At 48.8% G+C, this 17,366-nt stretch carries 21 protein-coding genes; 3 read left to right on the top strand and 18 right to left on the bottom strand.

Annotation, left to right across the window (positions count from 1 at the left end; all coding sequences use genetic code 11):
* Positions 1-199: 199 nt before the first annotated feature.
* Both A8O25_RS15440 and A8O25_RS15435 read left to right on the top strand, forming a co-directional pair.
* Positions 200-1,720, top strand: a complete 1,521-nt coding sequence (locus tag A8O25_RS15440; RefSeq protein ID WP_066836495.1) for a hypothetical protein — start codon at positions 200-202, stop codon at positions 1,718-1,720.
* 11 nt (positions 1,721-1,731) lie between these two features.
* Positions 1,732-2,130: a hypothetical protein gene (locus A8O25_RS15435; RefSeq protein WP_066836493.1), complete on the top strand. Its 399-nt coding sequence runs from the start codon at positions 1,732-1,734 to the stop codon at positions 2,128-2,130.
* Positions 2,131-2,233: 103 nt separating this feature from the next.
* Here A8O25_RS15435 and A8O25_RS15430 read toward each other — a convergent pair whose 3' ends face one another.
* From A8O25_RS15430 to A8O25_RS15390, 8 genes are all read right to left on the bottom strand, one after another.
* Positions 2,234-2,809 carry a hypothetical protein gene (locus A8O25_RS15430; protein WP_066836491.1) on the bottom strand — a complete coding sequence of 192 codons (576 nt, stop codon included), beginning with the start codon at positions 2,807-2,809 and terminating at the stop codon, positions 2,234-2,236.
* Positions 2,793-3,398, bottom strand: a complete 606-nt coding sequence (locus A8O25_RS15425) for a phage holin family protein (protein WP_066836489.1) — start codon at positions 3,396-3,398, stop codon at positions 2,793-2,795. Before A8O25_RS15425 ends, A8O25_RS15430 begins: the two co-directional genes overlap by 17 nt.
* A 16-nt stretch (positions 3,399-3,414) precedes the next feature.
* Positions 3,415-4,176 (bottom strand): Hint domain-containing protein, encoded by a 762-nt coding sequence (locus A8O25_RS23025; RefSeq protein ID WP_153042777.1) that lies wholly within the window; start codon positions 4,174-4,176, stop codon positions 3,415-3,417.
* Between the two features lie 17 nt (positions 4,177-4,193).
* On the bottom strand, positions 4,194-5,819 hold the full coding sequence (locus A8O25_RS15415; RefSeq protein ID WP_066836486.1) for a tail fiber domain-containing protein: 1,626 nt from the start codon (positions 5,817-5,819) through the stop codon (positions 4,194-4,196).
* A 16-nt stretch (positions 5,820-5,835) separates the two neighbouring features.
* Positions 5,836-6,393: a hypothetical protein gene (locus tag A8O25_RS15410; RefSeq protein ID WP_153042776.1), complete on the bottom strand. Its 558-nt coding sequence runs from the start codon at positions 6,391-6,393 to the stop codon at positions 5,836-5,838.
* Entirely contained in the window at positions 6,359-6,667 is a 309-nt protein-coding gene (locus tag A8O25_RS15405) for a hypothetical protein (RefSeq protein WP_066836484.1), read from the bottom strand. The genes A8O25_RS15410 and A8O25_RS15405 overlap by 35 nt, the downstream gene beginning before the upstream one ends.
* 257 nt (positions 6,668-6,924) lie before the next feature.
* Complete coding sequence (locus A8O25_RS23410; protein ID WP_066836481.1) at positions 6,925-7,356, bottom strand: hypothetical protein; 432 nt, start codon at positions 7,354-7,356, stop codon at positions 6,925-6,927.
* 7 nt (positions 7,357-7,363) lie between these two features.
* Entirely contained in the window at positions 7,364-8,149 is a 786-nt protein-coding gene (locus A8O25_RS15390; protein ID WP_153042775.1) for a hypothetical protein, read from the bottom strand.
* Here A8O25_RS15390 and A8O25_RS23020 point away from each other — a divergent pair.
* Positions 8,138-8,320, top strand: a complete 183-nt coding sequence (locus tag A8O25_RS23020) for a hypothetical protein (RefSeq protein WP_153042774.1) — start codon at positions 8,138-8,140, stop codon at positions 8,318-8,320. The genes A8O25_RS15390 and A8O25_RS23020 overlap by 12 nt on opposite strands.
* 24 nt (positions 8,321-8,344) lie before the next feature.
* Here the strand turns inward: A8O25_RS23020 and A8O25_RS15385 are convergent, their stop codons facing one another.
* The 10 genes from A8O25_RS15385 to A8O25_RS23280 form a co-directional block, all read right to left on the bottom strand.
* Positions 8,345-9,004 carry a DUF6046 domain-containing protein gene (locus tag A8O25_RS15385; protein ID WP_066836477.1) on the bottom strand — a complete coding sequence of 220 codons (660 nt, stop codon included), beginning with the start codon at positions 9,002-9,004 and terminating at the stop codon, positions 8,345-8,347.
* 21 nt (positions 9,005-9,025) lie between these two features.
* Positions 9,026-10,633, bottom strand: a complete 1,608-nt coding sequence (locus A8O25_RS15380) for a tape measure protein (protein WP_066836475.1) — start codon at positions 10,631-10,633, stop codon at positions 9,026-9,028.
* 264 nt (positions 10,634-10,897) lie between these two features.
* Positions 10,898-11,197, bottom strand: coding sequence for a hypothetical protein (locus A8O25_RS15375; protein ID WP_066836473.1), 300 nt, complete (start codon positions 11,195-11,197; stop codon positions 10,898-10,900).
* A 92-nt stretch (positions 11,198-11,289) separates the two neighbouring features.
* Positions 11,290-11,709 (bottom strand): hypothetical protein, encoded by a 420-nt coding sequence (locus tag A8O25_RS15370; RefSeq protein WP_066836471.1) that lies wholly within the window; start codon positions 11,707-11,709, stop codon positions 11,290-11,292.
* A 26-nt stretch (positions 11,710-11,735) separates the two neighbouring features.
* Positions 11,736-12,902: a DUF2586 family protein gene (locus A8O25_RS15365; protein WP_066836469.1), complete on the bottom strand. Its 1,167-nt coding sequence runs from the start codon at positions 12,900-12,902 to the stop codon at positions 11,736-11,738.
* An 81-nt stretch (positions 12,903-12,983) separates the two neighbouring features.
* On the bottom strand, positions 12,984-13,892 hold the full coding sequence (locus A8O25_RS15360) for a hypothetical protein (RefSeq protein ID WP_066836467.1): 909 nt from the start codon (positions 13,890-13,892) through the stop codon (positions 12,984-12,986).
* Between the two features lie 161 nt (positions 13,893-14,053).
* Positions 14,054-15,274: a Clp protease ClpP gene (locus tag A8O25_RS15355; RefSeq protein WP_066836465.1), complete on the bottom strand. Its 1,221-nt coding sequence runs from the start codon at positions 15,272-15,274 to the stop codon at positions 14,054-14,056.
* A 29-nt stretch (positions 15,275-15,303) separates the two neighbouring features.
* Positions 15,304-16,188 carry a hypothetical protein gene (locus A8O25_RS15350; protein ID WP_066836463.1) on the bottom strand — a complete coding sequence of 295 codons (885 nt, stop codon included), beginning with the start codon at positions 16,186-16,188 and terminating at the stop codon, positions 15,304-15,306.
* Between the two features lie 16 nt (positions 16,189-16,204).
* Positions 16,205-16,492, bottom strand: coding sequence for a hypothetical protein (locus A8O25_RS23015; protein WP_153042773.1), 288 nt, complete (start codon positions 16,490-16,492; stop codon positions 16,205-16,207).
* Positions 16,493-16,686: 194 nt separating this feature from the next.
* On the bottom strand, positions 16,687-17,151 hold the full coding sequence (locus A8O25_RS23280) for a baseplate J/gp47 family protein (RefSeq protein WP_161947766.1): 465 nt from the start codon (positions 17,149-17,151) through the stop codon (positions 16,687-16,689).
* Positions 17,152-17,366: the final 215 nt, after the last annotated feature.

Raw genomic sequence — 17,366 nt, 5'->3', positions numbered from 1 at the left:
TCAGCAAAAGACAAGTATATATATCATATTTGTCTCAGTGAATAAAGACAGATATATGTACTATTTATGTCTTATTTATGTCTTATTAAATAAATGTGATCAGTAAATAAAACTTTTGGTTTTGTGTGAATATAAGTGTCGAAAGTGGTCAAGGGAGACCCGCCACATTTATATATACTTTAAAACAAACCAAAAGAGAATGTACACACACGGACAGAGACATCCAGAGACCAGACTATACTGGAATGAGATCACACAGAAGTGGCTGAAGAAGCCAGTCAGACCGACCAGCAAAGGTCAAGCCGTCGGAAAGGCGAAGGGTCAAGCCATAGGGAAAGCCGTCGGGAAGACCAAAGGCAGCACGTACCAGCGTAAACTGGAAGAGATCAAAAAAGAGACGGACAAGTGGAAGTCGTTCGCATGGTTACCCATCAACCTTTCGATCGAGACCATACTTCAGAAAGCGGAAGAGCTGTGGGATGACAAATCGAAGTTCGACATCGACCGCGCCCTTTCGGTGGCCTCGCTTATGATCATAAAGAGAACCAAAGACCAGAAGAAGACCAAGTGGGCGTACCAGTGGGGATATATCAACGTCCACTCCGATGATCTGGTGAAATGGTGCGGTGTACGGTACGAAGCGTATCTGAGGTTCTTCGAAAAGGCGAAGTTCATCACCGAATACAAGAAAGGTCACAAAGGCTTCATGTCTGGTCAGTACCCGAAACAATACCGCTGGTGGCCGCTCCTACTGAAGAAGGAAGGTGACCCACGGAAGTACCACAAAGTCGAGTACCAGACCCCGCGTCTGTTGCTGAAACTGGCAGAGATGAAGCTTCAGAAGAAGGTGGAATCCCTCCGTGAGAACACCCGTTCAGCGATGGTTCAGAACGTCTTCGATCTGGTGGACACCATCGACATCAACCAGTTCACATCGTGGTGTGTGGCGAATCCCAAGGCTTTCAAGAACCAAGACGTGATGAACGATATACTGGTGACGGTCAATGAGATAAAGGATGGAAACGTATATATCAATTCACGTGACGAATACGGGTGGCGGTTCCACACCCCCTTCACCAACACGAAGAAGGTTCTGAGACAGTTCGTGATGATCGGCGGTCAGTCGGCTTCCGAACTGGACGTGAAGAACAGCCAGTTCTTTTTCATGGCCTGTCTGACAAAGTACCCGAAACAGTGTATGGAGATCCTGAAGAAGAGCGGCATGAAAGCCACTGACCTGAAGGTGGTATTCCACAACCTTTCGTATTATTACGAGACGTACGAAGACTTCAGATCTTTCGTGGACGCTGCCGAAGTCGGTGAGGTGTACCAGACCATGACCGCCCGTTTCGCCAGTGTGGGCAAGACCTACCCGAAGAAGAAGGTGAAGGACATGTGTTTCGCGGCTTTCTTCTCTGAGCGCGGCGAGTCGGTGAAGACGAAGGCGAAGCTTGCCACCCTGTACCCGATGGTGGTGGCGGCATGTGAGAACATAAATGGCGGCGAACTTCCGCTTCCGATGCTGCTCCAAAGGCTTGAAAGTGCGATGATGATCGACCGCGTGGCGGTGCTGGTGAACGATAACGCCACCCACCCTTTCACCACCGTCCATGACTCGTTTCTGGCTGGTCAGGAAGACATCGAAATGATCGAACAGGTGATCATCGAAGAGTTCGGGAAGGCTGGTCTTCCAGTGCCGAATCTGGACATAAAAAAATAATAGACACGGAAATGATAAAGAAACAATTTGTATCACACTATACCTTCAGGGAAGAGTATGGTGACCAGTGGGCACTGAAATGGTGTGAATATATGATCGAGGAATGTGGTGTCACTGAACACCCTTCAATTCTCAAATTAAAGGCACTTCCGAACGACTCACATTCGGTGTTTTTAATGCTGGTGAACGGTGAGGTGATCAACGTCGCTCACACGATCCAGCCGCTCCAATATTACTGGAATTTGATAAAACCGAAGGCACCCATTTTGATGTCGCTTTTGCCAGACGTGGTGGTGGTTAAATCGGGAATGACGAAGAAGGAAGCCGCGCAATTGAGACGCGAAGTGAAGGAGAACCCGACCCCGTATTTGCGAAAAGAAAAAATTGCAAATCTTTTAAAAGACATTTAAAACTTTTTCTTTTTTCCGCATATAATAAAAGTACGTAATGTACCGTGTTTGTAATACTCTTTTTTCTCCCGATGGAATTTTTCTGTCGGGAGTTTTTTTTTATTTATCGGGTAATTGCGACACCAGTGGCGACACCCGTGATGAAGATCAAAGACTTAAATAGTCTCGAATTCCAGAACGTCTTTTTCTCTGGAATTACCAGACCATCGACATCCACCGTTTTAAATATCGGGTTCGAATTTGTGATGGAAATTTCAGTACCGTTTTTCACCTCTTTCAGAAGGATGGTCTTTTCATTTTCCAGATCCAGTGTGTCGATGACCACCACCGTGTCGTTCACCAGAACGGGCACGTCACGGATCGCGACCTTCTCTTTTATCTGGACACCAGCCTTCACCCCTTTGGCCTGTTTCGTTTCTGAAAGAAGCTTCTTCTGGTTATCGGTCAGAAGCGCGTTCTGTCTTTCCAGATCCTTCACCACCATCACCAGAACTCTCTTTTCAGCGACCTCGCGACCGTGGCGGTCTTGGTGATAGCGTACGGAGTCACTGAGCACCGCCACCAGACTCGCGTTCGCGTCCACATCGGTCTTCAGGCGTTGGGTCTTCTGGTGCTGCCATAAAAAGAGAATGACAAGTATGATCACCATACCTGTCAGAACCTTATTCACCAGCGTCATCGGTGGACTCTTCTTTTTTCTCTTCGGGTTCGCTGCTTGGCACCGCGACACCTTTCGACTTCAGGAACTTCGGAACCAGACTGTCAAGATCCAGAATCGTTTTCAGCCACTTGTACATCTTCGGTGACACCAGCTTCGAATCCGCTTGGTGAAGGTTCTCCAGAATGGAGAAGAAATATGTGAACATGAAACCACCGATCAGGAATTCGGGAAGGTATTTGAGCACGTCACCGATCACCACCAGATCTTTGAACACCAGAGACATCTGGTACCCGACACCGACCAGCATCAAAGTGAAGAACACGTTCACCAGCATTCTCTGGAAGGTGAAAGAGTTGAATTTTTTGAGTTTGAAGGCTTTGTACGCGCCCGAAATCCAGTCCAGAGCCATGACGAACAGAAGAAGGTATATGGCGGCTTGACTTGAATACACCAGACCCAAAAGCTTCAGGATGGTGGTGATCACAGTGGTGGTGATGCTTCCGATGAAGTTGAAGGTTTTGGTCTTCAGACCCAATGTGGAAGTGATGAAATCGACGGGTGTCATGAACCCGAAGACGAATTTGCGGTTTTGGTTGGACTTGTTCAATTCATAGTTTTATTTTTTATGGTTCAATCGGGTCAAGTTCTTTTACGGCTGGATTGTGCGTGATAAAGCCTTCGGCGGTGTACACGTCACACTCTTCTACGTTGATTTCATACACCACCGTGGGTTCGTCAATATTGGTCACGGTGAAGATCTCCTGTAGAGACCCGTCCGCTTTCACGAAAAACTCGCCAGCCTTCACCGCCGTGGATTTCTTGAACAAGTACTTTTCGCCGTCATACACGAAGTGGGCGTGGGAAGCCGAAGCCACCAACATACCAGAATTGAAAGAGATCACCCGTGGAACCGTGGCGTTCTTGGTGCTCTGGACGGTGGCGGTCACCACGCTGTGATCCAGAGAAGGAACAGACCAGTTCCTGACATATTCTTCGGTCTCGTTGTCTCTGTCCAGACCCTGAATGTCATAACTCTGAACCACGTCACCCACCACCACCTCTTCGATCGGTTTGGTGGTACCGTCTGCCATCGTCACCAGCGTTCCAGCGACCAGACAGTTCGGGTCACATGACAAACCGTTGTTGTACTGGTAGTAGCCACACGCGCCGTCATGGTACACGTCCACACCTTGGTATCCAGTCGAAGAGTCACAGTAGCTGTGTGAGTACCCGTAGGCTGGACACGTGATGTGGGTGTAGCCAGCGAAGGCGTTCAGTGAGTACGGCGGTGACTGGTTCGGAAGCGTGGAAGCCCAAACCAGCGACTGGAGCGTGTATGATCCAGTCGGGTTCGTCTGGTAGATCTCCAGATACACGTCTGACATCCTTATGTTTGAATAACCTACTGACATTTCAGATCATCGATTTCTTTTTTGAGTTCCTTCACGGCGTTGACCAGTACGGCGGTCAGTCTCGCGTAATCCAGCGAAAGGATGTCGGTGTCACCGTTCTGGTGAACAAGCGACGGAAGAAGCTGTTGTACTTCCTGTGCGATGAACCCGATTTCCTGTTTGTGATCCAGATCGTTTCGGGTGTAGGTCTTCGCGTCCAGTGACATCACGGTGTCCAGAGCACCAGAAAGCGAAACCACGTTGTCTTTCAACCTCGCGTCCGAATTCGATGTCACGTTTCCAGTCGCGGTGATGGAGCCAGCCGAAGTGATGTTTCCTTGGAACCTCGCGATGTTGTCCAGATAGTGCATTTTTAACACGTTGTACTGTGGTACCGCGTTGGTCACCGTACCCATACCGACGTTTGAAAATCCATCACCAGTGTATGTGATATGGACGGCTGCGTTCCCTTTCTGGCCAGCTTCACCCACAGAGATACCAGCGGCCTGTTCGACCGTGTCAGATCCAGTCGAAGAAGAATCCAGTGTCAACCACGGGTGGTTCTTGATTATGTTGATGTCACCGACCGTGTTCACGTCACCACCGAAATGAGCGGCTTTGGTGTTCCTTATGAAATGTAAATATGAATGGCTTTTCTGCCAATCGAAGAAGCCGAGTGTGTCGGCATGTCCATACATACCGAAGCCGAGCGGTTCGGTTCCAGAGTTGAATTTGTAGTGTTTCTCACCAGACGTGATGTCGTTCACGAAAGATCTGGCAGTGATCCACCCGTTCAGGTCAAGCGAACCAGCGCGGAAGTCCAGAAGACCCGTGACCGAATCATCATATGTTTTAAAAGCCATACCGTTGTGGCCTTTCAGTATTATGTTGTGGGTGGTTCTGGTGGCGTTGTCACCGTTTCCGTTGTACAGACCGTTGGTGCCGTGGTTCAGTAATTCAAAACCGCTACCAGCCACAATTTTCGAAGCTGAGAAATTTCCGTTCCCATCCCTTTTCACGACAGTGTTGGCTGTGTTGTTGCTGGTGACTTCGCTGTTCATCACCACAGTATCCCAAGAACCCCACGTCGTGTCGACTCCGTTTCGAAGGTACAGCTTGTTCCCGTTAAACCCCATCTGGTAGTTCTTGCCACCACCACCAGACGTTTTTCCATCCCACGGAGCCACGGTGATCAGACCAGTGAAGGCTTCACCACCAGTGATCCCGATCACGGTCGATGTCTTGAACTCTGGTATCATTTTGAAACCATAGTAGTTCGGTGCACTGTTCACGCTTCTTGAATCCCAAAAATAGATGTCATTGTGGGTGTGGTTCGCGTTCGCCTTTGTGCTCATGGCACTCGCCAGATGTGTGTCCAGAACGAAGTTCCCAAGATCGGTCGCGTCCACGGTCAGCTTCAGACGGATGTTCCCGTTCCCATCTGGTGCGTTTCCCCACCCTATGTACACTTTGTTGTTCCCCTGACCGAAACCACCACCCTGTTGTACTGCTGCGAAAGATGGTATGGATTCGGCTATACTATTTAACACCACGCGAAGGTCATCGGGTGTGATGTCACCTGTGGTGTTGTCGTTTACCCGCGTGGAAATAAGCGAAAGAAGTTCGGCTGTAGTCATTTAATGTTTTATGTTTTTATGCGAAGTCGATGCTGAAGGCTGTACTGAAGGCGGTCGGTTCGATATAGGTTTCCTCACCGCTCACCACGGTCACACCCATCACGGGATCACCCTCGTACTGGATCACCCTTCCAGATCTCATCACACTGTTCGGACTCAGGCCGTTTTCCAGAAGGAAGTCGAAGACGCTTTCCAGATCACCGTTTATCTGAAGAGCCACGTCAAATATGTTCTGACCGTCCACGGCGGTGTACCTGTTCTTCAGCGAAGGAAGCTGTGTGATCTCGTTGTCACCGCTGCCAGTGTTTACATATGCCGAAGGTGAAACGAATTCACCCAGAACCCTTCCATCGGTTGCTACGGTCTTCTTCAGGAAGCGGGTCACATAGTTGTCTTTCACCACGTACTGGAAGTCAGACGGGATGGTGGTGTCATCGTTCAGATCCGTGATGTGGTTCAACACCAGAAGGTCGAAGACGCTTTCCAGATCACCACATAGTTGAAGAGACAGGTCGAAGATGGACTGGTTTTCCAGCGTTTTATATGTTGCGAGTTGCATCGATATATATTTCATTTTTGTCAAGGTCGATGATTTCCACCGCGTTGACCCTGTACCCGTCACTTTCCAGTTCCAGCTTGATCGCTTTCTTCATTTCCGCTTCCATGCCGTTCGCCTTCAGGTATTGGAGAATACCGACACCGATGAACGGGAATTCCTTGTAATGACCTTTGAAAGCCTGAACGATGTCTTTCTGGTGCTGGTGGTCAGACTCACCGATCACGAAGTCGCCTTCTGGTGAGATGTACAGATCACCGTCATCATCCAGTATAAAATCCTTTGCTGTCATATATATTTAAATTGTTTTATAGGCTTTGTTTAAGACAAAGTACCTGTTCCTGTGACTATACCAGTCTGTGTGGTGGCGGTGCCAGTTGTGGTCACTGGTGCCGTGAAATTCACGGTCGCTGACTTGACATACATATCGATTATGTCTGCCAGAGCGTTCGCCAGATGCTGGTTTGATTCGGCTTGGTTCTCCGTTCTTTTACTCAGATCTGAAAACATATTCAGAAGCTGCGCGGCGAGTGTTTCTTTGATTAACATTTAAGATTTGAATATTTTTTCCAGTCGGGTCTTGATCTGCGTGAAGGCGGCGGCGTTGACGGGAACGCCAGATGGCCCTGTGGGCGTGGGAACGGTCAACTGAGTGATCGCGTCCAGAAAGTCAGACAGGATCATCTTCAGTGACTCGTTTTCGTTTTTGATGTTGAAGTATTCCGCGACCGTCACCGATGCGACATAGGCGGTGTTCTTCGACAGGAAAGCGATGATCACATCACTTCCCACCTTCGGCACCACCAAAGGCGAACCACCGTCCGTGGCTGGAAGGATCACGTCGAAAAGTTCAAGTTCTGAGCCGTGGAACTTCACATCGCATGTCATCGCGTATTCATCGACAGATGTGACTTCGGCGTGGCTGGAATACACCCTGTCGGTGTTCTGTGCGATCTGTTGTATGGCATCACGTATGTTCATGTAAAGACTATGATATTTTTTGGGCGAGTTCGATGGTCTGTCTGAAGCCACCAGAGCCGAAGGATCTTTCGACCGTCTTCACGATGTATGACCCGTTCTTCTCTGGATGCTGCAAGTCCACCAGCTTGCACACGTCACCGTGTCTGAAGTGTGGGAACCCGAACGTGGTGAAAGAGCCGCTGAAGCCTTCGTACTTGTGTTTCTCCAGCATCTCTTCGGCGTACTTCTTCGGGTTGGGAATGGCTCCATCTGGAACCTTGAAGGTGATTTCCTGACCGTCTGGATCACCGATTTCCACTTCTTTTTTGGTCTTGCCCTCTCCTACGGTGACTTTGACCTTCACCTTCGTTTCCTCTTTGGAGCGGTACACCAGATCATCTTCGATCACCTGTTTCTGGAAGATGATTTCCTTCGTCTTTCGGTACTTCTCCGATGCTTGGGAATTATAGCTGAAGCCGACGTACAGTTCGCCGTCGCGGAAGAACGAGTTGATCCCGTATCCCTTCTTCAATTCTTCCAGAACCTGTGTTCCAGTGGCGTTGTCGATGATGAAGTTCTTCAGGTCGATGTCCACCGTCACGTTGACTTTGGGTTTGTCATCCAGCTTGGAGATCAGGAAATCGACCAGTTCTTTCAGCGATACTTTCTTGAAAGACTTGGTGTAGGACACGCGCTTCAGAAGCCACATCTGGTCTTCGCACTCGATCACGAAAGGTGTCTTCTGTTGCACCGCCGAAACGTAGCCAATGAACACGGGAACGTTCTGGAAATCATACCCACAGTGGACTTCCACTTTGTCACCGATCCTGAAGATCGAGTCGTTGCCGTTCACGATGGGTTTCCCTTGGAAAATGATCCTCTTCGGGATGGTGATGGTGGCGGTGTCGGTGAAGTCTTCGAAGGAAGATTTCATTTCAAACTCTGTCAGGAAGTTGAACTGGTGTTTCCCGATCTTAATGAGTGATGTGAGTCTTTTCAAGGCATAGGATTATATTTTTAATTCCAGAGGTGAGTCACTGAGCGCGTCCATCGTGAAGTACATCGCGTTGATGACACCTTCCTGTTGGCTGGTGCCGAAGTCGGTCACCACGATGTTGTACACCCCGAACACGTTGTTCAGAAGTTCGGACGTGACCGCCACTGGAACGGCGGCTTTGCGGATGGCCTGAAGGCTCTTCACGTCTTCCAGCGGGTATTCCTTTTTATAGTCAGCCGCGATCACCCCTTGGAATGAGATCTGGTAGTCACCGTCACAGATGTATTCCTTTATGGTGCCAGACTGACCAGCGATGGTGGTGGTCACGATCTCTTTCGAAATGCTCACATCCACCAGTACCGCTTTCAGTTGGATGGTACTCCCTTGGATGGTCACCTTTCGGTATGAATTGGTGTTCCTGTCGAACTCTTCGGTCTGGTAGTCATCCACGGTCAGAGTCACGTCGGTCTGGATCAACTGACCCAAGTACTGAGAAGCGTCGATGTCATACTTTCCAGACATGTCATCACCTTTCGGTGTCCTGTTCAACTGGTAGGTCTTCACCCGCGAAAGGATGTTGGAAGCCACCATCGCGGCGGTGTCCACGGTGATGATGTTGTAGTTTATGTCACGGCCTTTCGGGTGCTGACCCATTTCATAGTTCTTTTCCACTTGACTTGGTGTTCTTATTTTTTAATTGCCAGTGTGACCCGCTTCCACGTCACCCACGGCGGCGGCCAGTTGTTGCGCGATCATTTTTCTGATTTGCTGTGACCCTTCCTTCATGTTGGTGGTGTTCACTTCCAGCGTTTCGACCAGCTTGTTGATCGTGAGGTGGATCGAGGTCGGTCGGTTGGAAGACACGCCTGAAATCTTGCTGGAAAGTTTCTTGTCGTCTTTCTTGTCGTCTTTCTTGTCACCCGTCTTTTTCTTTGTCGGTGTGGTCGCGGTGGTGGTGGCCTTCTTCCCTTCTTCGGCTTTGGCTTCGGCGGCGAATTCATCCTTCGCCTGTTTCATACCAGATGAAAAAGCCTTGGAAAGATCCATCTTGTTGTATTCCGCGACGGCTGAAGCGATACCACCAGAGATCATCGCGGGATTGAAGGTGGCTATACCCACCAGCACTTTCCCCAAAGCACCAGCGACAGGAAGCAACGCTTTGAAGACGTTCCAGATCCCGTACAGAGACCCACGGAAGACTTCGAATTTGTTCCAGCAATAGTACACGCCAGCAGCCAGAGCCGCGATGGCTGCGATCACCAGAAACACGGGTGACATCAAAATGGTCATCGCGGTGGCGGCTACGGAAAGAGCGGTTGCCCATGCCGTGGTGGCTGTGGTAGCGATCCACGCGGTGATTGTCCAGAAGTTGGTGGCGACGGCGTACACACCCCAAGCGGCGGCGGCGGCGGTCAGACCCACGGCCAAAGATTCGAGTACGGTGGAATATTTGTCACACCACGCGTACACGTCCTTGAATGCCTGTACTGTCGAATTTATGAAGTCGATGATCCTGTTCATGAGCGGAAGCATCGATTCACCGATCTTCGTCATCGTGTTCTGGTACATACCCTGTAGAGCCGACCAGCGACCAGCGACGGTGTTGGACTGTTCATCCATCATTTTACCCCACTTGCCAGTCGTACCACCCAAGTTCTGAAGAGCCTTTTCCAGAACGGCGAACGTGATCTTCCCTTCCGAACCAAGCTTCTTCACGCTTTTCTCAGATACCTTCATCACCTTCGCGATCTCTGCGATCGCTGGAATACCAGCTTCGGTCAACTGGTTCAGGTCTTCGGCCTGTATGACACCAGATATTTTGTTCTTACCATATATGGTCGCGAGTTCATTGAAGTCCTTCCCGACCGCCGAAGAGATGTTCCCCAACATCTTCAGCTTCGATTCCACGTCGGCGGCATCGACACCGAAAGCCAAAAGGGAACGACCCGCTTTGATCACCTGCGCGTCATCGAAAGGTGTGGCGATGGAAAACTTCTGAAGGGTGGCGATCATCGCGTTCCCTTTTTCGGCATCACCCAAAAATGTCTTGAAGGCGATCCGCGTCTGTTCCATGTCGGTACCAGCCTTGACCACCTGTTGTCCGAACTCCATCACCCCCATCGCGGCAAAGGCGGCGGCGGCTGTCACTGCCATGCCTTTGATCGTGGAACCGAACCCGCTCACCTTCTGGTTTGCCCGATCGACCTTCCCTTCGAACTCGTTCACCTTCGCTGCGGCCTGTGAGATCTGTGAGGAAAATTTATCTTTTAATTCGATGATGTACTGTACAATATTTGCCATTCAAATACTTTGGTTTATACATATTTAAATGGCCGCGTCCAGTCGTGTTTGGACACAAAAAAAAGGGTGGAAATACCACCCCTGTTTTTTACTTGTACTGTTCGTTTTCCTTCTTCCGAATCCATGTCATCTGGTGCCATAATTCGACATACTTTTCTTCATCGAGATCATCGGGATCGACCTTGAAATAATAGCGCAATTGCGCGTCGATCATTCGGAAAAAGTCGTTCGGGTTTTTGTCTTTTATTTCCCGTTCTGGATCAGTTAATTTTTTTTTAAAGTGGCGGGTTTGAAGTCCACCATTTCCACGATTGCCAACGATGCGGTGAACATCGCGTCTTCATCCGTTGTCACATCAAATCCACCGATGAAACATGAGCGGATCAGGATTTCGCCACCCTTGAAAACGTCGCTGTCTTTCGCCAGTATTTTGAACAGTTGTTTCTTTGTTGCTACGTCTGGTTTCTTGAAATATGCCACCTGTTCGGTGCCTTCTGAGTCTTCCACGGTGACCGTATAAACGACACCATATTTGTCTTTCAGCTCTTTCAGTAAATCTTCCATTTAATAGTATTATTTTTTCCTTATATATATTTAAATGGAAAAGAGGTGACGTGTTTATTCGTCACCTCTTTCGGTTTTTGGTCGGGTGGTGCTTACCACTCGATGTGTGAAATGATCAGTTCCAGATCGGTTTCGATCGCGCCGTCGCTGTTCTTCAGATCACGGCTGTTCGTCACGAATTCCACCCCTCTGAGGCGGTGGGTCACGATTTCGGAGCCGTCAAGCGGTGCGAATGAGACCGTGATGTTGAACTGTGGGATGTCCTGAAGACGGCGGTTCGGCGCGGCTTTCGTCAACGCTTCGATCTCCTTCGTGTGAAGGGTGATCTTGCCACTGGCTTCGTATTTCCCGTACACTCTCGCCACTGGCATGTTGCCAGCACCGTACACGTTCTCTTTCATTTGCTTGTCATCATAGGAGATTCCAGAGATACCGTTGATCACCTGACCCATCGCACTGATGGTGATGTTTCCCCACGAATATTCAACTCCGTTTATTAAAGGTTGTGCCATATAAATTCCGTATATTATTTTTTATATTACTTCTTTGTGAAGCCCATATTCACTTGGATATTTCTCGCAATTGCAGAAGGAACCATCGATAAATTGACCACCACTTTTGAAGTACCAAGCACGTCCTGTGACGGGTTGATTGTCACTTTGAACTCGGACAATTCACCAGCGGAAACCATGCTTTCACAGGCTTGTGAAGCCAGTAATTCAAGGTGTACACATGATGTCTCGGAGATCTTTCCAGCACTTAAAAAGATGTTGGATTTGATTTCTGGAAGCAACACCGTACGCACGTTTCGAACCGCTTTGAAGAAGGTTCTCACGGCTTCGATGGAAGCGAAATCAGAAGTGGAAGCCGTACAAGTGTTCGAGTCTTCGAAGTATGATCCAGCGTATTCTGAATACTTTCTGATAAATAAATAACACTTGTCTTTCAGGTCAGAAAGAGCGGTGTCAGATAGTAATTTCACAGGCTGACCGTCTGTTGAAAGCGCGGGAATTTCCAGTTCCAAACCGTTCGAAAGGTTGAAGGCACTGGTCAGGTTTCCGATGTTCTGTGACACCTTCGCTTTTGAGACAGCGGCCAAAGTGGCACCCACGGCGGTCACCGATTTGTTTGAAAGCGTGGCGCGTAAGGCTTTGCCGTCACCACCGCCGTCTTCGGCCAAAGTCACCACCACGTATGGGGCGTTCGCCGTTGCCAGTGTTGGAACAGAAGCGACAGTCAAAGTGCTGAACTCGGCACCGTACACGATCAGAGCTGGTTTGTAAGCTTGGAACAAAGCGTCCGCGATGGTCTGAAGCGTGGTCACCTGCGCGGCTGCGAAAACGAGCGCGTTCGCCACCACACCGATCTGTTTGATCTCACCTTCCGCGAAGTTCTGCAAGGTCGTAACCTCGGAGAAGTTATATGTGGAAGCTGGAACCGCGTTGATCGACACGTACAGTTTTGCATCTGGTTGGATGCGGAAGAATTCTTTCACATGGTAGTGAATCAGTGGAACGGCGGCTTTGGTGATACCCAAAGTCTCAGCTTCTGGAAGGGAATAAACCGCTTTGATACGGTCAGAGGTAGTGAAGCCAGACGGCAAGGTTGCCGAATAAAACACGAGACCCGAAACGGAATCGTTCGTTCTCAGTTGTCTTCCAAGTCCATTTCCATTTACGTTTATTGTTACGTTATTTAATGCCATTAATGGTTCTTATTTTTTATAAGAAAAGCCAACCAATAAATGATGTATTGATTGGCTTTTCTTCAGTATTATTCGGATGAATTATCCTTGGACAAGTGCCACGATACCTTTGTTGTCAGAGCGGGTTTTGCTCGCGCCCATCCAGATTTCGGTCGATAAAACACTACCGAAGAACAGTGGGTTTTTCTCATCGTAGTACACGTCGATTCCAGACACAGCTTTTGCGACGCTGTCCTTCTGCCAAGCGATACCACCCAAGAAGTCAGTGGTAGCAGTAGCGGCACCGAAAGCCTTCAGAGCGGAAACTGTAGAATAGGAGTTTACCACGTTACGTCTCAGGATCTTGAAGCCCAAAATCTCTGGCAAGGCACCAGAACCGATGGTCGAACCACCGAAGCCGTTCACGCTCATGTTTCTGATGTCGGCATCTGCCAACAACTGGTAATACATACCCGCTGGTAACATCAAATAGCGGTCGTTTGAAGACACACCGTCTTCGTCAAACTTCTGAGCCAAACGGATTATATCCTGAAGGATCAGAGCCTTACGAGTACCAGTAGCCCCTGGGGCAAGAGCCGTACCAGACACAGCACCAGTCGTGTTGATCACGCGGTCAACTGGAAGACCAGTGGCGAATTTGTTCAAGGCAAGTGAACCCATACGCTCGATCATAGCGTCCATCTGTGAACTCAGAACAGATTTCACTTTGTCGTATGAGCTTTGGAAGTTTTCCAAGTTGGAAACGAACTGTGGGTCAGTCGTGTATTGATCCAAAGTGTACAGCAAGTTGCTGTCGGTTCTTTGGGTTGCGGTTGCTGGTAAAGTGGTTCTGTTTACCGCGATACCCGCGTTTGCGCCAGCCTGTGGCATATTGATGACGTTGTTCTGAACGTATTCATCGTGTGAGGTCACATACGATAAAAAGTCAGCTTTCTCTTTGATGGTATCTTTGATTACATCGATCCATACTTCTTTTAATAGTCCTGCCATTCATAGTTATTAATTTTTAAGGGTCACCACTTTTGGCCTGTGGTTGTATATATTTAAATAGGCTCATTCATTTTGTTTACCAGAAATTTTCACATAAAAAAAGCCACCCAAGAACAGGTGGCTTTCAGCACTATAAGGAAGGGAAATTTAAAAGTGTGCTGTTAATTCGAAGGGTAAACTTTGTATTTGTCGAAGTATAATTGGTTGTACAGGGCTGGTGATTTCTCCTTTAATTCCTGAGCCTTTCCAGATCTGAAAACTTCATCCCATGTCATATTGGAAACCTCTGCATTTTTGTTGATCACCTTGGTGACATCCACCGCCGTTTTGTTCACGATGATGTTGTCCAGAGCCTTCACGGTATTTTCAAAGTCCAATTTCAAAAGGTTCTTCCACGTGGTCTTCACTTCATTCGAGATCTTTCCAGAATCGATGGCATTGGTCACGATCTCTTCTTCTCTGGCATCTTGTAAAGCCTTCAGGCGGTCTTCCTCTTTCTTCACCAGTTCAGCGATCTGATTCTTCAGTTCCTCGTTCTCCTTCTGTAGCTGGTCAAGCTTTTCAGTGACCACCTCCATGTTCTGAACATCGATCTGAATCGAATATTTGTTTTCCACGGCTGGTGTTTCTTCCACCACCTCTTCGACGGTTTCTTCCACAATTTCTTCTGTCGCTGGAACATCTTCGGCGTTTGCGATCTCTTCCACCGCTGGTGTCTCTTCCACCGCTTCGATCACGGTTTCAACCACAGTTTCTTCCACGGTCACTTCGGTGTTGTCAGTCACTTCATTTTCAGTCATTTCATCAAAATTTATTTTATTGAAGATGTTGTACATCTCCTTCAAAGACGTGTTCGACACGTCAACCTGTACGCGTTTGCTGGTGTTGGCGACTTCATCGATGAAGCCGTACATCTTCGCTTCGTCGGCGGTGTACCATGTCTCTTTCTCCATGATCATGTCGATGAACTTTTCATTCACACCAGTCCTTTTGTTGAAGATGGTGATCAGGCTGTTCTTCACTTTGTTCAGGATTTCATCATCACCACCAGAAGGGTTGTGAAGCATCAAAAGAGCGAAGTCATTCATCACGACTTTGTTCGCTGCCATAGCGATCACGCCAGCCATAGAAGCGGCCAGACCCACCACGTGGGCGGTGATGAAGAACCTGTCTTCCATTATCGCGTCAACTATTTCCAGACCCGCAAAAACGGAGCCGCCACCAGAGTTTATTTTGATGGTGATGTCGTTGATGTCAAGCGAATCCAGATAGTTCATCTCACGAACGAACTGAGCCGAATCCAGTTCCTCACCGATGATCCCGTTCAGGTACATGGTCGCGGTGGTCACGTCGTTGTTTATGTGGGTATATCTTAATTCCATATATATTTAAATAGCTTTTTTATATCTGTTTACCCCACGTAGTAGGAAATCCCGTCCAGTGAAAAGATGTGGTTTGCGGTGTTGGTTGAACCGTAGGTGAATTCGTTTCCAGAGAAATAAAGCCTTCCGCTCTGAACGATCGTGGCGTTCGGGTATGACACGTTGATGAACACATCCTTCGGTGGTTTGTACCCCGCTGGTGGTGTCCAGAAGAAGGTCGGCTGGTTGGTGGAGTTCACATGACCTCTGAGGTGCACGAAGCCGAATTCATCCTTCATGTACTGCGGTGTCTGTCTGAAAGAAGAAGAAGTGTCGGCGGTGAAAGATGAACCAGAGTTGTTCGAAAAAACGATGTTCTGCCACACTGGCTGGACTTTGTTCGCCTTCAAAGCGATGGCACTGTTCAGCGTTCCCACCTCTGAGTCGATACGTCCAGAAAGAACGTTGTCACCATTGGTTCGGTCGGTGATTTCCTGCGTCAAGCGAGCGTCCACGCTGCCAGTGATCGAGGTTTTCAGTACTTTGTTCGGCTGTGGGTTGAAGGTGATGTATGAGCCGCTGCCAGGCTGCGAGGTAGTGACCACGGCGAAGGTTTCGATGGTCGCGTCCTTACTGAAGCCGTCACCGTAGATCCTTTGTGTCTTGGTAGGCGTACCCGCTTTCACGTAGGCTGGATATGAGCCAGTGTAGCCACCGAAGCGCATGTACTGACCATCCAGATATACGAAGCCATTCGAAATGATAAGGGTGGAACCAGAGACTGTGGCGGTACATCCAGAGATCACGAAACCAGAAGCGTCGATCCCGTTGGCAAGTGCACCGATCGCGGCGTGAAGTTCATACTCGATGCGGATGGCATCATCCACGGTGAAAGGGAAACCACCGCTTGGTACTGGATTAATCAATTTATTCATTCATAGAAATTATTTTTTAATAGGTCACCACGGTGTACTTCGTACCCGCGACTTTGTATTTGTCCACGGTTGCTCTGATTCGTGGAATCGTGGATGAAATGGAGTCGGGAACGTTCACCGTGAAAATTGCAGCCGAATTGTATTCCGCGCTGTTGTACAGGTACACGGGATCTTCACCCTCTGACATGTTGTACAGGAACAGCGGCGTGTTCTCAGTTATTTTGAAGATGTGAACGGGTTGCAGCTCGTTTGACTCAGACAGGAAGATCTTGTTCGGGTTGCCAGCGTTGTGAAGATCGTTCAACAGTTTTTCGAAGATCAGAACCACGGCGTTCCAACGGATTCGCCTTTCAACGTCTGGAAAGTAGGTCAACAGAAGCCAGTCATATACCGACTGTAGCGGTGACACCAGCGCGTTCAGGAAAGCCAGCGTTTTCGGCTTTCGCTTTGCTGGTGGAAGTATCTTGTTTATGATGGAAAGAAAAGATATGTTCATTCTTAAAATACGATCATTTGTATGGTGTCCTGTAGCGTGTACCCGTTGGTGGTATCTGGTACCACATATCCAGCGTATGGGTCATAAATTCGCGTGTGGGTCTCTGCATTGGCGGCGGTCTCAGTTGACACGCGCGTTCTGATATTGTGGATCTGGACATCCTTCACCCCTTCCACGGCCTGAATCGCGTCCTGTAGGCGAGACACGATGATCTGACCAGAGAAGTCGATGTTCTTTAAATATGTGGTGATGGCGGTGATCACGTTGGTCTTCACGGTATCTGGAAGGAAAGACGGGTCATAGTACACATCCGCGTTCACCGAAATCTGGTCGGCATCCAGAGAAGACACCATCGTTTTCTGACCAGCGGTTTTGATTTGTGCGATGTACGCCTTCAGACCGTTCACCTCGGCTTCGGTCAGCTTCACCAGATTGTTGTTCACCAGCTTCGCGACCTTCACCAGCACGTGACCCGTTTCCAAGTTCTCGCGGATCGCACATTTCGACACCACTCTTTTCGTCGCGTCTGGCACCAGATACACGGGTGTGTTGTTCACCACGGAAAGGGTCGATCCGTGCTGGTATTCCAACACCTTCGCGGAAAGGTACAGAGCCGTACCCGCGTTCGATTCATCCGCGATCTTCTCATACTCCGTCTTCTTCGCGTCCAGAATCTTTTCGA

This window comes from Rufibacter ruber (assembly GCF_001647275.1).
In the GTDB taxonomy this organism is placed as follows: Bacteria; Bacteroidota; Bacteroidia; order Cytophagales; family Hymenobacteraceae; genus Nibribacter; species Nibribacter ruber_C.
This window is presented reverse-complemented; position numbering and strand designations above follow the sequence as displayed.